Source organism: Vibrio aestuarianus (genome assembly GCF_012395185.1).
Taxonomy (GTDB): Bacteria; Pseudomonadota; Gammaproteobacteria; order Enterobacterales; family Vibrionaceae; genus Vibrio; species Vibrio aestuarianus.
Genome location: NZ_JAAZTU010000012.1, coordinates 1 through 16,792, shown reverse-complemented (window position 1 = coordinate 16,792; position 16,792 = coordinate 1). Strand labels below are relative to the sequence as shown.

Genomic DNA, 16,792 nt, shown 5'->3' with positions numbered 1-16,792 from the left:
TTTTGGTGGAAACTGGTTAACATTGTGCCATCAACGTCGGAAGGTTTATTAAAATGAATGTATTAGTAACGGGCGGGATGGGTTATATCGGTAGCCATACCTGCATCCAAATGATTCAAGCAGGAATGACACCAGTTATTTTTGATAACTTGTATAACAGCAAATCGTCAGTGTTAGAACGTATAGAAAAAGTCTCTGGTGTAAAACCAGCCTTTATTCAAGGGGATATTCGTGATAAATCACAACTTATCAATGTTCTGAAAGAGCATGATATCCAAGCGGTAATCCACTTTGCTGGTTTGAAAGCAGTGGGTGAGTCAGTAGAGAAACCACTGGAATACTACGACAATAACGTTAACGGTACATTGGTACTGGTGTCAGCGATGAGAGAAGCAGAGGTGAAGACATTAGTGTTCAGTTCCTCTGCAACCGTTTATGGCGACCCAGCTTCAGTGCCGATCACCGAAAATTTCCCGACCAGTGCCACCAACCCTTATGGCCGCAGTAAATTGATGGTGGAAGAGTGTTTGACCGACTTTCAAAAAGCTAACCCTGACTGGAGCATTACGCTACTTCGCTACTTTAACCCTGTTGGTTCACACCCATCGGGCGAATTAGGCGAGGATCCACAAGGAATTCCCAATAATCTGATGCCTTTCGTTTCACAAGTCGCGGTCGGTCGCCGAGAATTTTTGTCGGTATTTGGTAGTGATTACCCAACAAAAGATGGTACTGGTGTTCGTGATTACATCCATGTGATGGATTTGTCGGATGGACATGTTGCTGCTCTTGAAAAAGTGGGTGAAAAATCAGGCCTGCATATCTATAACCTAGGAACAGGTAATGGCTACAGTGTACTTGATATGGTCAAAGCATTTGAACAAGCTTCAGGTCAAACCATACCTTACCAATTAGTTGAACGTCGTGCAGGCGACATTGCTGAATGTTGGGCTGATCCAACTAAAGCAATCACCGAACTTGGATGGGAAGCTAAGCGAACCTTACAAGCAATGACGGAAGATACGTGGCGTTGGCAATCGAACAATCCACAGGGTTATCCTGACGTATAATGCAATCAAGCCAGTCAACTGACTGGCTTTTCAAGGAATCTATGTTAGTTAGGTCGTTTAATTCTACATTCATATACCCAAACAACTTGAAGTTGCAGGTAGGCGGCAAGTGAGTTCATCCCCATGAGCATAGATAAACTATGTGATTGGGGTGAGCGAATGTAGCCAACACTGCTGCAACTTCAAGTAGGAAGGGTATAGCCCCTATTCACAGCTATACTTATTATCGGTGACGATTAATATGATCTTAAAACGAAGATGTGAGCTTATGCATAAACGGATATTATTGGTTTTACTTTTTTCTGCCAGCGTAAGCGCAGTCGACATTCAACCTTATATTGTTAATGGTACGGATACCACTTCGGCAACATACCCTTCATTCGCGAGTCTTTTCTATCAAACTACTACGCAGTACAGTACTCATAGTTTTTGCGGTGCAAGTATTATCAACGACCAGTTCATTCTGACAGCAGCCCACTGTATTTATAATGAACCAGACACGATGCTTTATACCGTAGTTGTACCACAACTTGATGATGCCGCAGATTTTCCGTACGGCAATATCCAACAGTCACGTGCGTCGGCTTTCTATTACCTCGATAGCTACGTCGGTACTGAAGAAACGTTATGGCAAGATGATATTGCGATAATTAAGTTAGAAACGCCCCTAAACGTTACTGACTATTCTAGCCTTCTCAATGTTCAACTTAATGACAGCTATCCATTAAATGGTGTTTATAGAACTATCGGTCATGGTCTTATTGCTGGGAATGTTTTCGGTAGTACTCGACTGCAAGAGACAACGCTTGATTTTGTCGATCATGCAACGTGCGCTGCATATTATGGCTCAGCTTTGACATCAACTCACATCTGTTTTGATGGGGCATTAAATGGTTCTTATAAGAATTCCACCTGCTCAGGTGATTCAGGTGGTCCAGTGTATTGGTTTAACGGCTTTCAATATATACAAATCGGTTTAACTAGCTTTGGCCCGGCAATTTGTGGCGACAGCAGCCAACCCGTAACTTCGGTATTTACGGAACTTTATGACTATCAGTCCTGGATAAACCGAGTCATTACCAATGTTGAACTACCCAAGTATTATGTCGAAACCCGAAATGGTGTACGGACTTTGGTTGAGCAAGCGAAACCAAGTATTGCACCACAACAAGACAGTGGTGGGAGTGTAAGCTGGTTAGTTGTCTTACTAGTCATTGTTAGATATAGGACTAAGTTATGGCGTATGGTCCTACATTAACATATTGGTTATCCTTTAAAAGAGGATAAATAAGCAAATCAGTAGGGTAGTAATCAGCCCAATACATATGTATCAGCTATTTGTGTTAGGTGATATTTGATCGCCTTGAAACGAGAAAAACCCTTGATAAATCAAGGGCTTAAATGTGGCGGAGAGATAGAGATTTAAATTCAACGGAAAAACAAAAATACGATTATTTTACAATTGGTTATCTAGATTTAAAGAAAATCAATTTAGTCATCTGTCTGGTACAGATTAAAGCTCGCTTCATAGCTTAGCGTCAAGATAAATCCGATGACTTACCTCATAACGTTAGTTTAGCAAGTTAGTTACTGAACTTACTAACCTTCCAAGCTCAACTAATACCTGTCACACTTTTGGACAGAACGAGCTAGAGCTATTGCATAACAAGCTTCTGCGTGATTAGAAAAAGTATCTTGAAGCCTTAAATTACTGGTATGGCGTCACTTCAGTTAATTTAACCGGTCATAAACTGGCGCTATATCCTATGGCGATCTTTACAAATGCATACCACGACTAAATTGAGCTTCTACAGTAGCTATAATCCAACAATTATCTTCTAATCGCAGCAATAAAGATGGAAGTCCAATATCTTTATATTCTGTATTTGAAGTGTTTACAATGTGTACTGGGTAGAGCTATCTGCCTTTACGGAGTAATTTCATGGGGCTGACGTTTCATATCATCATGAACCATCGCATTGTCCAGTTCGTGAATTGTGCCGATGCGGATACGCTTTTCAGGAGCCAGCTTTTCGTATTCAGTGAGGTAAATATCACTGTGGATGTGTTCAGCAATCATCTTGACCAACAGGCGGTTGTTGGTATACAAGCCGACAGCTTCTTCACGGTGTGAGAACATTAAGCCTTGCTTCATGTCGGCAACGAGCATAAAGCGGTGCGAAGGGTATTCGGTTTCTTCAATATCAGAGCGAGCATAAAGTTCAATCTTTGCATGAGGTACAGCAATGCGATTAAACGAGAAAGCGATAATGCGCACCCCACGCTCAGCAGCATCGTTTAATTCTGGCGAGAATCTTGGGTCGAGTTGGAAATCGGTGTTTAAGTATATTTCCACCTGCGCCAATTCGATCACCTCTTTGGCTTTTTGCACCAAGTTGTCTATACCAGAGACATTGAAAACAAACTCTTTTTCCTCAGTGAGCATCATTCGTGACAGCTCTTTTTTGAGGATATGAATGTTTTCTACCGTGTTTTTCTCGATCTGGTTAAAGATAAGTTCAGGTGATTTGGCTTCGTACTCTTTGGTATCGCCATCAGACATAAAGATATAACCATTCTTGTATAGGTTGTCGATGGAAGAGTAAACAGAAGAACGCGACAACGAGATATCTTTCGCGATCTTGTAACCACTGGCACAACCGTTTTTGAGAAGGTTGATATATACCAAGGAGTCCGTTTTTGTAAAACCAAAATTCATCAACTTTGTCACCAAGTCTGACACGGTTTGCCCTCTAAAATTATTCAATATTGTGTTCCATTTTGGTTAGGTTATCACTGGTTAAGCTCTGAGCCTAACTTGACGTGCAAGTCGTTGCGGTTTTGTTTGAACTGCGCCGCGAGCAATCGAAAAATCCTCATAAGGCAGAGCCATTATTGTCGGAAGCGGAGAGAGAGCACAATAGCGACTTAGTGCCACTCTGAGGTCACTTGAGATCGGCGCATAGCGCGATACGCTGCCAAGCATTAACACACTTTTGGGCAAGTTCTGTTCGATATGTGGTGTGAGCGCGCGCGCTAACTGATCAATGTAGCGTCGATATGTACGCGCGGCGATAAGGTCGCCAGAATCCAGAGCGCTAAAAATCTCTTTCACGTTTGCTCGTTGAAGCAGGATCTGTTCATACTGTCGCTCTAACCCTGAGACGCAAACAAACTGTTCAGTGCACGCTTCACTGTTGCAGGGGCATGCGGGGACCAGACCATCTAGGACGAAATCGTAGCCAGGTAAAGCAACGTGTGCCCATGGGATAGATCGCATAGTGCGTTGGGGGATGCCTCTGCGAGTTCTGGTATAGCAGTAAAGTTCACACTCATTATCAACCACAACGCAGAGTACATCTCCAATCTTTATCTCCGATAACACCTCAGGAGAGTTGTGTAACCCAGCCTCAACAAAGTTAGTTTGACTGCAAGGGATTCGATAGTGCTGTTCAATCAAGGTGTCTAAAACCAGTTGATGCTGCTCAAGCTGATCTTGGACTTCACCGGTTATCGCCAACCCAATGTAACAGAAGGAACTGTAAATCCATTGGAAGTTGTCTACTACCTGAAATACCTGCTGCTTCACCGCTTGTGCGGTGTGAGCAAGGCTCTGCTGACTTGAATACAAGGTATTAAGTTGCGCATCGAGTACCGTCGCTTTGAGTTGAATCTTATCTATCGAGATCCCTAGATACATACATTGTCCTCGCTTAGTTGTACCAGTATCCGTAAGCCGCTAAGTTGATGTCAGTACCATCAAGCTCTACGGTCGCTGGCGATTCGCTGTTGTTGAGCAAGAAGCGTCTTGAACCGCGTTGATAGCCGACGACAGCTGGATGATGAGTGTCGAGCCAGTTAATAAATGGCAGGTTAAAGCAATCATCACTTTTTCTAAGTTCAATTAGGTGTTGAATGAAGGCTTTGAAATCGAGCTCTGTCTGATTAGGAGACCAGTTCATGCAGCGGCGGTTATCTTCAAGCCCCATGCCTTTTTGCCCTTCCATAGCGACTTCGCCACCATAATAAATACAGGGAGCGCCAACCTGAGTGAACATGAACAGATACGCCAGTTTCGCTCGACGAAGATCTTTACCACAAAGGCTAATCAATCGGGTCGTATCATGGCTTTCAAGCAAGTTAAACATCGCTTCATTAACGTTACGCGGATAGGCCAAATAAGCACTGGTCACTGTTTCCATAAACTGCTGTTTGTTATGTGCATCAAGCGCAAAGTAATCGGTGATGGCTTGAGTCATCGGGTAGTTCATCAGTGAGTCGTACTGATCACCACGCAGCCAAGGCATACCTTCATGCCAAATCTCACCGAGAATGTAACAATCGGGCTTCACCTGTTTGACGACGTTACGAAATTCGCGCCAGAATTGATGATCGACTTCATTGGCCACATCCAGTCGCCAGCCATCGATGTCAAATTCTTCGACCCAATAACGGGCGACCTCTAACAGGTACTGGCGGCACGGCGGATGTTCAGTGTTGAGTTTGGGCATCTCAAGTACATTACCGAAGGTTTCGTAGTTAAAGTTCCAGCAATCCCATTCTGACTTGTCAGTCTCAGGGTAAACTGGGAACTGATTGATCCAAAACCAATCTGCGTACGGCGATTTCTCACCATTGTTCACCACATCTAACCAAAATGGATGTTGGTCCCCGATGTGATTGAAGACTGCATCGAGCATGACTTTCATGCCTCGCTCGTGGGCTTCTTGAATCAGAGTTCTAAATGCCTCGTTGCCACCAAAATGAGGATCGACGTTAAAGTAATCTACGGTATCGTATTTGTGGTTGGTATTCGCGGTAAAAATAGGACAGAGATAGAGGCCGTTGATGCCTAATTCCTGCAGGTAATCAAGGTGTTCAATCACTCCCCAAAGATCGCCACCCATAAAGTTGCGAGACGTGGGCACACTGCCCCATGGTTCGGCACCTTTAGGGCTTATTTCTGGCCTGCCATTGGCGAATCGTTCAGGAAAAACCTGGTACCAAACGGTTGATTTAATCCAGTCAGGTGTCTTAAGAACATCTTTGGGATTGATGTAAGGGAAACAGAAAAAGTTGCTCAGATTACTCAGTTCTTTTTCTTCGATTGCCTGACAGTCGAGATCAACAGTACGTTTTTCGCCAAACACTATCTTCTCACCCTCTTTGCCATACAGGATAAATCCGTAACGACTACGGCGCTTTGGTGGTGTAAATTCCGCAAACCAGTGGTCGTGATGCTCAGTGACACCTTCTAGTTGCATGGGAATTTCATTGCCACCGACCCAACCGTGGGCATCACTGCCACCTAGGTTACCACCGTCTAATCCTCCTTCAGCCCATCGATAAGGATCCCCTATCCATAAACCAACACGATCAATTTCGCCTTTGGCACTTTTTAATCGGAGGTGCAAAGTCTTCTCATCATAGGCGTAGCTGTCAGCACTTTTGACGGTGTGTATAAGCGAGCTTCGGGTAATCATAAATAATGGTCCTGTTATTATTCTTTTACTGCGCCACTCACCAAGCCTGTGGTGATGTGTTTTTGAGTCGCGACAAAAAGCAAAGTAATCGGCACTGCGACAAGCAGCGATCCTGCGGCGAATAGGGTGAAGTTTTCTGCAGAGTTAGAGGTGATCCAGCTGAATATACCAATGGCTAAGGTCATTTTCTCTTCACTACGTAAGATTAGTGTCGGCAGAATGAAATCCATCCATGGGCCGGTAAACGACACCAGAGCAACAAACACCAATATAGGTTTAGCCAGAGGTAAGATTATTTCGATGAAAATAGTCATGTGTCCCGCACCGTCGATTTTTGCAGCTTCATCGAGCGAAGTAGGAATCGCATCAAAGTAGCCTTTCACCAACCAGGTCATAAATGGCAGCGAACCTGCAACATAGACGAATAGCAACCCCGCGTAGGTATCGATCATGTTGAGTTTGGAGAGCAGGATGTAAATCGCTGTCATCGATAAAAAGGCTGGGAACATCTGCAAGACGAGAACGCCCATCAATACATTGCGTTTACCTTTGAATCGATAGCGTGAAAATACGTAGGCGGTCATGGTCACCACCACTAGCGATATGATCATATTCGCAGTCGCCAGTGCGAAGGTGTTGAGGTACCACTGGAGGTAAGGAGTGTCTTGAAACAGTGCTACATAATGTTCTAGCGAAAAGTCCCATCCGGAAAACGATGAGCTGAACATATTGCTTCCCGGTTTGAATGACGCCAGTACTGTCCAGAGAACCGGGCCTAGTACGAGTGCCGCATTGGTAAAGAGGAACAGATAGATCAAGCCAGTGGCTAATTTTTGCAATAGAAACTTCATTACTTCATCCCTACATCATCGTTAAACGAGGACATCCGTCGGAATTGCCAGATTGCAATCACTGACAAGAACAAGAAAATAATTATCGAAATCACCGACGCGATTTGGTACTGCTGGAAATCGAGCGTTAATTTGTAAATCCAAGTGATCAAGATGTCAGTGTGTCCGGCAAATCGATACTCTGGGTTGATAGGGCCACCTTCGGTCAATAGGAAAATTGCGCCAAAGTTATTGAAATTATGTGCAAAAGTCATAACCAGAGAGGGGGCCACTTGATGCAATACCATCGGCAGAGTGATTTCCCTGAACTGTTGGAATTTGTTTGCGCCATCGACTTCACTGGCTTCATAAAGATCTTGAGGAATATTGGTTAAGGCACCGGAAATGAGCAGCATGAAGTAGGGAGCACCTACCCAGACGCTTACGGCAATCACGGTCACTTTAGCCATCCACGGGTCAGACAGAAAAGCGACCGAATCAAAGCCCCAGCTATTTAGGGTCGCGTTGACCGGACCAATGCCATTGAGTAGCAACCGGAACATCAGCAAAGTAACAAATGCAGGGATGGCATAAGGTAATATGAACACAAAGCGCCAAGCCTTTTTCGCCTTAATATTTTTGTTTGATAACGCGAGTGCTAGTACAAAGCCAAAGCCGCAGGTACAGATGGTGGCTAAAATGGCCCACATCACCGTCCAGGTGGCAACGCCAATAAAGGTATTTGACCAAATTCTAAGTTCAAACAAGGCGATAAAGTTTTTAAACCCGACCCAGTCAACCAAGTTCCTTGGCGGAATGTGGTTAGGCGCTGAGTAGTTGGTAAAAGAGACCAGTACCGTGATGACAATGGGCATAATGATAAAAGCGATACTGGTTAACATCGCTGGTGAAAGTACCAGTAAGGCAAACTGTCGGTCGTATATCGCTTTAATTTGCTCAATCGCTGACAGCTGGCAAGGTTGACATGACTTAGCGTCATTGATGTTGAGTACATAAAGACAAAGGAAGACAAACACCGCGATGAGAGCAATGACCCCTTCTACCAATAGAAATACAGAATGATCGCCCTGAATAATGGTAAAACCTTCACGGGTTTGGGCGACATCTCCCAAAGTTATAAGTTGCTTTAACGCTAGGCTAAGCTCTGGAATGTTGACGACAAAAAGTATTTGGATCAGCAACCAAACCAACCCTTTGACCCAGTGGCCCTGACGCATTTGCGTTAAGCCCATAATCAAAGCGGAAATATTGAACACTGGTTGCATTCGAGTTTGAGACAACAACATGTCTTACTCCTGTAAACTGATCTGTTCTTTGATCACTGACTCTGCGCGCTTTAACACCTTCTCTGGTGACTTGTCGTTGACCCATAACGAAGTCATCGCACTGGCCATTGGTGACCACAAGTAGCCCATTTCGGGTATTGACGGCATTGCATCTGAAAAATAACCCTGACTGATGATCGCGTAGGTGGCCTCATCGGCATCAACGATGATCTCTTCCATCACCGATTGGACTGGTGGGATAGATTTGGTCATCTCATAACGTGTTTTGAGCATTTTGTCGCTACTGAGGTATTTCGCGAACAGTTGGGCAGCCTTAGGGTAGTTTGTAAAAGAGGAGACAACGGCTAGGCGGACCGTCGAAAAAGTTCTTGGCTGTTTACCATCTAGAGTAGGGATTGGAATCACACCATAGTTAACCTTAGATGCTTGATAGCCTTGAATTGCCCACGGGCCATCGATAATTGCCGCAACCTTACCTTCGCTGAATAAACCCCGTCTAACCTGTGGATTACGCATATCCATTGGGTTAGCGCTGTTGGCTGTTTGCAGTTTCTTCATCGCTTGTAAGCCTTGTTGCGCTTTTTCAGATGCAATGCCGATATCCTTGGCATCGGTACCATTATCACCGAACTCGTAGGCACCATATAGGGTCAAAAACATGCGTGACTCATAGTAATTCTGCACATCCCACAACAAAGCATATTTATGTTCTTTGTTGTCATTAAATGACTTAGAGAACTCAATGATCTCTTCAAATGATTCAGGGGCTTGTGGAAGAAGATCTTTGTTGTAGAACAGAGCAATGGTAGCAAAGCTGACCGGAAATCCGTAATCCTTGCCTTCAGATCGGGCTGCATTGGCCGCACTTGGTAAAAAATGTGAATTGACATGTTCCGCAGAGACTAAATTTTCCATCGCACCACCGGCGACCACTAATCTGCCAAGTAGGTCATGCTCAATTTCGGCCACATCTGCAACGCGAGCGGAGCCTCCATCCTGAATTAATCTTGAAGCTGCATCAATCGGTGCCAGACCACGGAAATCAAACGTCACCTGGTAGCCAAGGTCTTGATTGAATTGGTGGGCGGCGTACTTCATGTAATCGACAGTGGTGTGATCGGTCCAGATTAACAAATTTGCATCTGGTTCAGGTTCAATCGGTTGTGCCATGACAGAGGCGCTAACAAGAGTGGTAAGTAGTATTTGGCTGGTCAATAATTTGGTTTTCATTGCTGCATCCAATTTAGTAGTTCAAGGTATACTACTAAATTGAGCCCGATCGATTTTTTAGTCAATTGAAAATTGCTTAAAATAGCGTATAAATGTGATCTAAATCGATTAAAGTGTTTGTCTTGTAAGGGTTTTTGACAAGTTTATGCACAGTTATATTATTAGTGTGATTTCTATCGTCAGTGAGTATTAACTCTGATTAAACCTTATTTTTAGTGATTTCTGTCAAATTTTTATCTGAGTGCCAGTGACCAAGATCTCATTTAACTCTTATTCACCGAGCAAATATTATTCAGATGCAGAACAATGGTTAGGCGTTCAGGCTGAACTACTACTTTACATACGATTAATATAGATAGAATCCACCTCAATGAGGTTAAGGACATACTGTGAACAGGACTGCACTTTCGCTCAGTATTGCTTGCGCTCTGAGTACTACACCCACTGCCTTTGCTGCGGATAACGGCCCAGCTCCCCAACCAATGGGAGGCAACATTCTGACTCAGGCCCTAGATTTTGGCGGGCATGTTGGAACGTCGATTGAAATTGAAGATAAAGACATCACGAATTATAAAACGTGGGGCGGCCAGACTGAAAATGAACGTACGACCACCCATGAAGTCCTTGGGGTTTTTTATAAAAATGCTCACTGGAATTTCTCTGCTCTGTACGCATTTAAATTGTCTGACCGCGTCAAACGCAGTCAGGACCGATCGTATACAGAGACAGAAGATGGCTTTAAGCACCTCATTTCAATAGACAAAAAATTCTCGCTGCCGAATGGTTTTGAAACCGGGGTTATTTACGACCTTGAATATACATTGGGTACGATTGCGACCACTGCTGGCGTGAGCAACCTACGTACTAAGAACGCTGAGCACAGCTTACGCCCTTACTTCAATTACTACAGCAATGAGCATGATGCGGGTTTCCAGTTTAACCTTGAGTATCTCTACAACGATGAAGATAAATCGGCGTGGGGAACTCGTGTTGAAGAAGGTTACTCCATTTTGTTCAAACCTTATAAGCGCTTTGGTAACTGGGAACTCGGCGCAGAGTTTTATTACCAGATCAAAGATAATGAAGCGCGTAACGGCCAGGGTTCAATCAACGAAGTGAGCGATTTTACCGAGAAGTATATTGAACCGATTGTGCAGTACAGCTTTGAAGATGCCGGTACCTTATACGTGCGCGCTCGATACGGTGATAACGAAACCAAACATACAGAAGGTTGGGCTTCGGGAGAGCAGTATTTTAAAGATATTCGCAAAGCGACCATGGGTTACGAGCAGTCTGTTGGTGACAACTGGCTACTTAAAGGTGAATACGAATGGGCACAAGATACTGAGACTTTCACCCAACTTGCTGGCGAAGAAAAGGTTGTCGAGCAAAACACCTTTTTGCTTCAGGCTATCTACCGCCTGTAAAACAGGTTTATTTGCATAAGGAATTCCTATGATCACGGTTTCAGAAATTGCTCAATTGATGGGGGGTCAGATAGATGGTGACCCGAGTTTATCTGTGGATACGATTGTGCCGCTCAACAGCCCTAATGAGGGTGGATTGGCGATTGTCTTCTCTAAAGCTGAACTCAAGCTCATTGATCAATCAAAAGCGGACGTGATCATAGGACCATCGAACATCTTATCTAGCCAAGCAAAATGCAAAATAGTGATTGAGTCACTTAAAGCGGACACACTTAATGCATTGTTACGTTATTACAAAGTGCATAAGTATCAATTGTTTGAACAAGGTAATACCTCGGACAATCCAGATGTCTATATAGGGCAGCACTGCCAAATAGGGAAAAATTGCCATTTTATGCCCGGCGTTAAAATAATGAATGGTGTCACTATCGGTGACAATGTTGCCATTCATGCTAACACCGTGGTTAAAGAGGGGACTGTGATTGGCAATAACGTCACCATTGATTCCAACAACGCTATTGGTAACTTCAGTTTCGAATATATGAATGGTCTCAATGGTCAGTTTGAGCGAGTGGAAAGTATTGGACGCGTTATCATCGAAGAAGATGTCGAGATCGGCTGCAATAACGCCATCGATAGAGGAACGTTAGGTGATACCGTGATAGGTAAAGGGACTAAGATAGATAATTTGGTCCAAATTGGTCACGACTGTCACGTAGGCCAACACTGTCTACTGGTTTCTCAGGTCGGCTTAGCGGGACATACCAGATTAGGTAACCATGTCATCGTTCATGGTCAGGCTGGCACCGCAGGCCACATTACCATTGGCGATCATTCTGTTATCAAAGCTAAATCTGGCGTTAGTCAGTCATTTCCTGCTCATAGTGATCTATTTGGCTATCCGGCCAAGGAGGCTCGTGCGTATTACAAGAACCTCGCTGTTCTCAACAAGCTTACTCGTCAGTTTGATCGTGCCAAACAATCTAATCGTGGCCAAAAAACTGACCAGCCAACCCATTGGTTAAAACGCCTATTCATTGGCCGTTAAACTGAATTAAAAATAAGGATTTATGATGAAAAAAATCATGCTACCTCTGCTACTTAGTGCGTTTGCTGCTGGTTGTTCCAGTACCAGTGACACGACCAGTCAAGTATTACCAACCAATGCGGATAACCTGCTGGCGAAATGCGATTTGCCAACGGTTGAGGATCGCGGTCCGATTCGCCCATCGCTGTTTGTGGTTGGGACATTTGATGAAGGTCAGTGGATTCACCTTGAGGACCGTGAAATGAGCCATAAAGGTGATGGTATCTATCAGGTTGTTCATCAAGAGAAAGCGGGAATGGTCAATGTTCAGTTCGCCACTATGAACTGGAATCCACAATACACGGTTTCAGGACGAGAAATAGGCGTCGACCAAGAAGTTGCCCTCAAGCGTGGTGGCTTTGCTAAAAATACCCGCGTCGATATTCCCGTAGATGGTAAATACGTTTGGTCAATTCAAATTGGTGAAGACAAAACCCCCGTTCGAGCCATGATAGCCACTTGTCAGTAATCCCACACCGCCAGAGTGACTCTGGCGGTGTTAAGTTCATCGCTTAACGCACAATAGCTGTGCCGTAAGCGATGAGTTTATCAAGCTATATTTGGAGTACCCATGGCAACAGTTAGCCTAAAACAAGTAGAAAAACAGTATGAAAACGGCTTTAAAGCAGTGCACGGGATCGATCTCGAAATCAATGAAGGCGAATTTATGGTGTTTGTCGGCCCATCAGGTTGCGCTAAATCGACCACGTTGAGAATGATCGCTGGGCTTGAATCGATTTCATCAGGGGACGTTTATATTGGTGAGCGCAAAGTGAACGATTTGCCCCCTAAGGATCGTGGCATTGCGATGGTGTTTCAAAACTACGCGCTTTACCCACACAAAACGGTTTTCGACAACATGGCTTTTGGCCTCAAGATGGCTAAAAAGCCTAAAGAAGAGATTAAAAAAAGAGTTGAGGAAGCGGCAGAAAAGCTCGAAATCACCGACCTGCTGTACCGTAAGCCCAAAGAGATGTCCGGTGGTCAGCGTCAGCGTGTTGCGGTAGGTCGGGCCATTGTTCGCAAACCGGATGTGTTTCTGTTTGACGAACCGTTATCGAACCTGGATGCCAAGCTTCGTGTCTCGATGAGAGTAAAAATTGCTCAGCTTCATCAATCTCTCAAAGATGAAGGCAACCCGGCCACCATGATTTACGTGACTCACGACCAGACTGAAGCTTTGACGCTTGGTGACCGAATCTGTGTATTGAATCAGGGCAAAATCATGCAGGTTGATACACCTGCCAACTTATACAACTACCCCGCGAACCGATTTGTAGCAGGCTTTATCGGCTCTCCTGCGATGAATCTCGTCGACACCGTACTACGCTGTGATGGTGAAAATCTGATGGTCGAAATTGCGCCATCTGCTCGAATTCTGATCCCTAAAGCAATGCAAGCGGAACTGGATCAGTACGTGAATAATCCTGTCTGCTTCGGTATCCGTCCAGAGCATATATCGCTGGCGCATGAGGGTGAAACACTGAACACCTTTGAAGGCCAATTATCGGTGGTAGAGAACCTAGGTAACGAAAAATACCTCTACTTTACAGTTGGTGGCAAAGAGCTGATTGCCCGTGTGCAAGATCAGTCGATCACCACTGCAGATATTGGTCGAACCTTCCGCTTCAATCTCAATACTGAATTTTGTCATATCTTTGATTTTTATAATGAAAATAATTTAATCCATCGTCGACCCTACTCGGCATAGTTAATAATAACAACGGGGAATCTCTAATGAAAAAACGGACACTGATTTGCAGCGCGTTGCTTGCGACGCTGGCAATAGGAAGTGGGCTGTCAGCACCTGCAATGAGTGCGGAAACCGCAACCACAGTAGACAGCACTTATGACTTCAGACAAGAGACAATTTATTTTGTCTTCTTAGATCGATTTAGTGATGGTGATGTCAGCAACAACAGTGGACACAATCCACTAACGTATGACCCAAATAATCTGAAGAAGTACGTCGGTGGTGACATTAGAGGTTTAATTAACAAGCTGCCTTACCTCAAATCCTTGGGGATCACTGCGATATGGATTACTCCGCCAGTCGATAACGCTGATAATGTCGATGTAAATGGTGGCGCTGGCTACCATGGATATTGGGGCAAAGACTTCTTTAAGGTTGATGAGCACTTGGGCACAATGGACGACTTTAAAGAATTGAGCCAGTTAATGCACAGCTCGGAATACAACATGAAGTTGGTACTGGACTATGCGCCTAACCACTCAAACGGTAATGATGAAAACGAGTACGGCGCTCTGTATCGTGATGGTGCGTATATTACCGATTACAACACTGATGTTGCCGCAGGTACTAACTGGTATCACCACAATGGCGGTGTTACCAACTGGAATGACTGGTATCAGGTTCGCAACTATAATCTGTTTAACCTTTCTGACTTTAACCAGTCCAATTCCGAGGTTTATAACTACTTGTTGGATGGCGCAAAGTTCTGGGTTGATGCGGGCGTTGATGCGATTCGTATTGATGCAATTAAGCACATGGATAAAGAATTTATCCAGCAGTGGACAGGTGATATCTACAACTACGCTTCGATCATTGGCCGCGACGGTTTTTACTTCTTTGGCGAGTGGTTCGGTGCTAGCGCAGCGACAACGACAGGCATTGATAGTTACGCGATCGACTATGCCAACAATTCTGGTTCTGCGTTACTTGATTTTGGTTTCCGTGACACTTTAGAACGAGTTCTGGTTGGCCGCAGCGGCAATACCATGCAGACTCTCAATAGCTATCTTAAAACCCGAAACCAAGTGTTCACCAGCGATGACTGGCAGGTCGTATTTATGGATAACCACGATATGGCCCGTATTTCGACCGCGCTCCGTTCGACTGCAAACACTTTCGGTCCAGGAAATAATGAAGCTGGTGGAGGTCAGTCAGAAGCTTTCGCTAAAAAACGCGTCGATCTCGGTTTAGTCGCTACGATGACGGTTCGCGGCATTCCTGCGATTTATTACGGCACCGAGCACTATAGCGCTAACTTTACCACTAATGCGTTCGGTCAAGTTGGTAGTGATCCATACAACCGCGAAGTTATGCCGAGTTTCGCTCAGGACAGCGATGCATTTAAGATCATTCAATCACTGACTGAATTGAGAAAAACCAGTACCGCTATCCAGAAAGGTGATTACAACCAGAAATGGCTCAATGACGATGTTTTGGTTTATGAACGTAAATTTGAAGATGATGTGGTGTTAGTTGCATTAAATAGAGGTGCCGCGACCACGATTAATATCTCTGCGTTGTCTCTAGCTGATAACGACTATACCAGTCTGGTTGGTAGCAATGGTGTTACAGTTTCGCAGGGGGCTGCGACTCTAAACCTTGATCAGAATGAAGCGATTGTCTTGCATGGCAAGGCGGGAAGTGGTGGTAATGCAGACCTCATCGACGTGACCTTTACTTGTAATAACGGTTATACCCAGTGGGGGCAAAGCGTCTATGCCGTTGGCAGTGTTAGTGAGCTTGGCAACTGGGCTTCGGCTCAAGCCGTTGAACTTGACCCATCGGCATACCCGACATGGCAAGGTACAGTTCAAGTACCCAATGGCGAGTTATTAGAATGGAAATGCTTAAAACGTTCGGAAAGCGATACTGGTGCTCTCATTGAGTGGCAGTCTGGTAGCAATAATACGGTAAATACGAGTAATCAGACCCAAACGATGGGCTCATTTTAATTCATTATTAACCGGTCTCACTTCTAGGGACGCTATACCCAGTTAGGAGTATTTCAGGTAGCGATACGCTGCCACTTTAGTGAGTCGGTTAAGCTCTTCTTTACCAACACTAGAGCGGGGTGATGCTGTCTTTACTGCGTAGTGCCGCTAAGCGTTGGGGCGTGAGTCGAGGTCCCTGACAGAGAGCGGTACTGTTGGCGCAATTGATTAATGGCATCAGCAAGCTCTACTTTGAATTGTGCAAAGTAGAGTTTTGTAGATTTGGCCTTATCAAACAGTGCATGAAGTAGTTGAACCTGCTCGATATTTCTTAGGTAAGCAATCTTTCGATCACGGGTAAGAAAGGAGAATGTGAACTCTTTAGGGTAGCCGCTTTCACATAATGGAAGAGGAGGCGCGATACGAGTGTCGTAAACGCTATTTGGAAGTCTCAATAAGTACATCTGTGCCATCTATATGTGTAAGATGATTTTCGAGGCTCTAGATACGAAAAAACCCCTAGCTAGGCTGGGGGTTCCGTTTAAATGTGGCGGAGAGATAGGGATTTGAACCCTAGAACCGCTATTAACGGTTGCCGGTTTTCAAGTTTGATTAACCATTCAATATTTAGTATAACTTTCAATAATTTAAATGTGGTAGTTAGTGCATAACAA

At 44.5% G+C, this 16,792-nt stretch carries 14 protein-coding genes; 7 read left to right on the top strand and 7 right to left on the bottom strand.

The genetic code is table 11. The features are described 5' to 3' along the window. The first annotated feature begins 53 nt into the window (after positions 1 to 53). Entirely contained in the window at positions 54 to 1,070 is a 1,017-nt protein-coding gene (galE, locus tag HGG78_RS07625) for a UDP-glucose 4-epimerase GalE (protein WP_053311032.1), read from the top strand. A gap of 268 nt (positions 1,071 to 1,338) precedes the next feature. After that, complete coding sequence (locus HGG78_RS07620; protein ID WP_172532507.1) at positions 1,339 to 2,328, top strand: S1 family peptidase; 990 nt, start codon at positions 1,339 to 1,341, stop codon at positions 2,326 to 2,328. A 669-nt stretch (positions 2,329 to 2,997) separates the two neighbouring features. Here HGG78_RS07620 and HGG78_RS07615 read toward each other — a convergent pair. The 6 genes from HGG78_RS07615 to HGG78_RS07590 are packed head-to-tail and all read right to left on the bottom strand — an operon-like array spanning position 2,998 to position 9,860. Continuing rightward, positions 2,998 to 3,813 (bottom strand): TrmB family transcriptional regulator, encoded by an 816-nt coding sequence (locus HGG78_RS07615; protein ID WP_171980757.1) that lies wholly within the window; start codon positions 3,811 to 3,813, stop codon positions 2,998 to 3,000. 57 nt (positions 3,814 to 3,870) lie between these two features. Further along, positions 3,871 to 4,770, bottom strand: coding sequence for an ROK family protein (locus HGG78_RS07610; protein WP_172532506.1), 900 nt, complete (start codon positions 4,768 to 4,770; stop codon positions 3,871 to 3,873). 13 nt (positions 4,771 to 4,783) lie between these two features. Beyond that, a complete protein-coding gene (locus HGG78_RS07605; RefSeq protein ID WP_172532505.1) occupies positions 4,784 to 6,553 on the bottom strand; it encodes a glycoside hydrolase family 13 protein in 1,770 nt (589 codons plus the stop codon). A gap of 17 nt (positions 6,554 to 6,570) precedes the next feature. Beyond that, on the bottom strand, positions 6,571 to 7,404 hold the full coding sequence (locus tag HGG78_RS07600) for a sugar ABC transporter permease (RefSeq protein ID WP_053311028.1): 834 nt from the start codon (positions 7,402 to 7,404) through the stop codon (positions 6,571 to 6,573). Next, a complete protein-coding gene (locus HGG78_RS07595) occupies positions 7,404 to 8,690 on the bottom strand; it encodes a carbohydrate ABC transporter permease (RefSeq protein WP_053311027.1) in 1,287 nt (428 codons plus the stop codon). Before HGG78_RS07595 ends, HGG78_RS07600 begins: the two co-directional genes overlap by 1 nt. Positions 8,691 to 8,693: 3 nt before the next feature. Next, positions 8,694 to 9,860, bottom strand: a complete 1,167-nt coding sequence (locus HGG78_RS07590; protein WP_420911092.1) for a sugar ABC transporter substrate-binding protein — start codon at positions 9,858 to 9,860, stop codon at positions 8,694 to 8,696. 449 nt (positions 9,861 to 10,309) lie between these two features. Here HGG78_RS07590 and HGG78_RS07585 point away from each other — a divergent pair, with 449 nt between their 5' ends. From HGG78_RS07585 to HGG78_RS07565, 5 genes are all read left to right on the top strand, one after another. After that, positions 10,310 to 11,347 (top strand): porin, encoded by a 1,038-nt coding sequence (locus HGG78_RS07585; protein ID WP_172532503.1) that lies wholly within the window; start codon positions 10,310 to 10,312, stop codon positions 11,345 to 11,347. Positions 11,348 to 11,375: 28 nt separating this feature from the next. After that, positions 11,376 to 12,395: a UDP-3-O-(3-hydroxymyristoyl)glucosamine N-acyltransferase gene (gene lpxD / locus HGG78_RS07580; protein WP_172532502.1), complete on the top strand. Its 1,020-nt coding sequence runs from the start codon at positions 11,376 to 11,378 to the stop codon at positions 12,393 to 12,395. A 22-nt stretch (positions 12,396 to 12,417) separates the two neighbouring features. Then, positions 12,418 to 12,903 carry a hypothetical protein gene (locus HGG78_RS07575; RefSeq protein WP_053311023.1) on the top strand — a complete coding sequence of 162 codons (486 nt, stop codon included), beginning with the start codon at positions 12,418 to 12,420 and terminating at the stop codon, positions 12,901 to 12,903. 102 nt (positions 12,904 to 13,005) lie between these two features. Further along, positions 13,006 to 14,145 carry an ABC transporter ATP-binding protein gene (locus tag HGG78_RS07570; protein ID WP_053311022.1) on the top strand — a complete coding sequence of 380 codons (1,140 nt, stop codon included), beginning with the start codon at positions 13,006 to 13,008 and terminating at the stop codon, positions 14,143 to 14,145. Between the two features lie 26 nt (positions 14,146 to 14,171). Continuing rightward, a complete protein-coding gene (locus HGG78_RS07565) occupies positions 14,172 to 16,139 on the top strand; it encodes an alpha-amylase family glycosyl hydrolase (RefSeq protein ID WP_172532501.1) in 1,968 nt (655 codons plus the stop codon). 131 nt (positions 16,140 to 16,270) lie between these two features. On the opposite strand, the gene HGG78_RS07560 is transcribed toward HGG78_RS07565, so the two are convergent. Then, entirely contained in the window at positions 16,271 to 16,582 is a 312-nt protein-coding gene (locus HGG78_RS07560; protein WP_254068162.1) for a hypothetical protein, read from the bottom strand. Between the last annotated feature and the right edge of the window lie 210 nt (positions 16,583 to 16,792).

What these genes read in the sequence shown, in the direction of transcription:
- HGG78_RS07610 (WP_172532506.1), bottom strand. Translation starts at nt 4,770, where the DNA reads ATGTATCTAGGGATCTCGATAGATAAGATTCAACTCAAAGCGACGGTA.
- HGG78_RS07600 (WP_053311028.1), bottom strand. Translation starts at nt 7,404, where the DNA reads ATGAAGTTTCTATTGCAAAAATTAGCCACTGGCTTGATCTATCTGTTC.
- HGG78_RS07575 (WP_053311023.1), top strand. Translation starts at nt 12,418, where the DNA reads ATGATGAAAAAAATCATGCTACCTCTGCTACTTAGTGCGTTTGCTGCT.
- galE (WP_053311032.1), top strand. Translation starts at nt 54, where the DNA reads ATGAATGTATTAGTAACGGGCGGGATGGGTTATATCGGTAGCCATACC.
- HGG78_RS07590 (WP_420911092.1), bottom strand. Translation starts at nt 9,860, where the DNA reads ATGGCACAACCGATTGAACCTGAACCAGATGCAAATTTGTTAATCTGG.
- HGG78_RS07565 (WP_172532501.1), top strand. Translation starts at nt 14,172, where the DNA reads ATGAAAAAACGGACACTGATTTGCAGCGCGTTGCTTGCGACGCTGGCA.
- HGG78_RS07620 (WP_172532507.1), top strand. Translation starts at nt 1,339, where the DNA reads ATGCATAAACGGATATTATTGGTTTTACTTTTTTCTGCCAGCGTAAGC.
- lpxD (WP_172532502.1), top strand. Translation starts at nt 11,376, where the DNA reads ATGATCACGGTTTCAGAAATTGCTCAATTGATGGGGGGTCAGATAGAT.
- HGG78_RS07605 (WP_172532505.1), bottom strand. Translation starts at nt 6,553, where the DNA reads ATGATTACCCGAAGCTCGCTTATACACACCGTCAAAAGTGCTGACAGC.
- HGG78_RS07570 (WP_053311022.1), top strand. Translation starts at nt 13,006, where the DNA reads ATGGCAACAGTTAGCCTAAAACAAGTAGAAAAACAGTATGAAAACGGC.
- HGG78_RS07595 (WP_053311027.1), bottom strand. Translation starts at nt 8,690, where the DNA reads ATGTTGTTGTCTCAAACTCGAATGCAACCAGTGTTCAATATTTCCGCT.
- HGG78_RS07560 (WP_254068162.1), bottom strand. Translation starts at nt 16,582, where the DNA reads ATGTACTTATTGAGACTTCCAAATAGCGTTTACGACACTCGTATCGCG.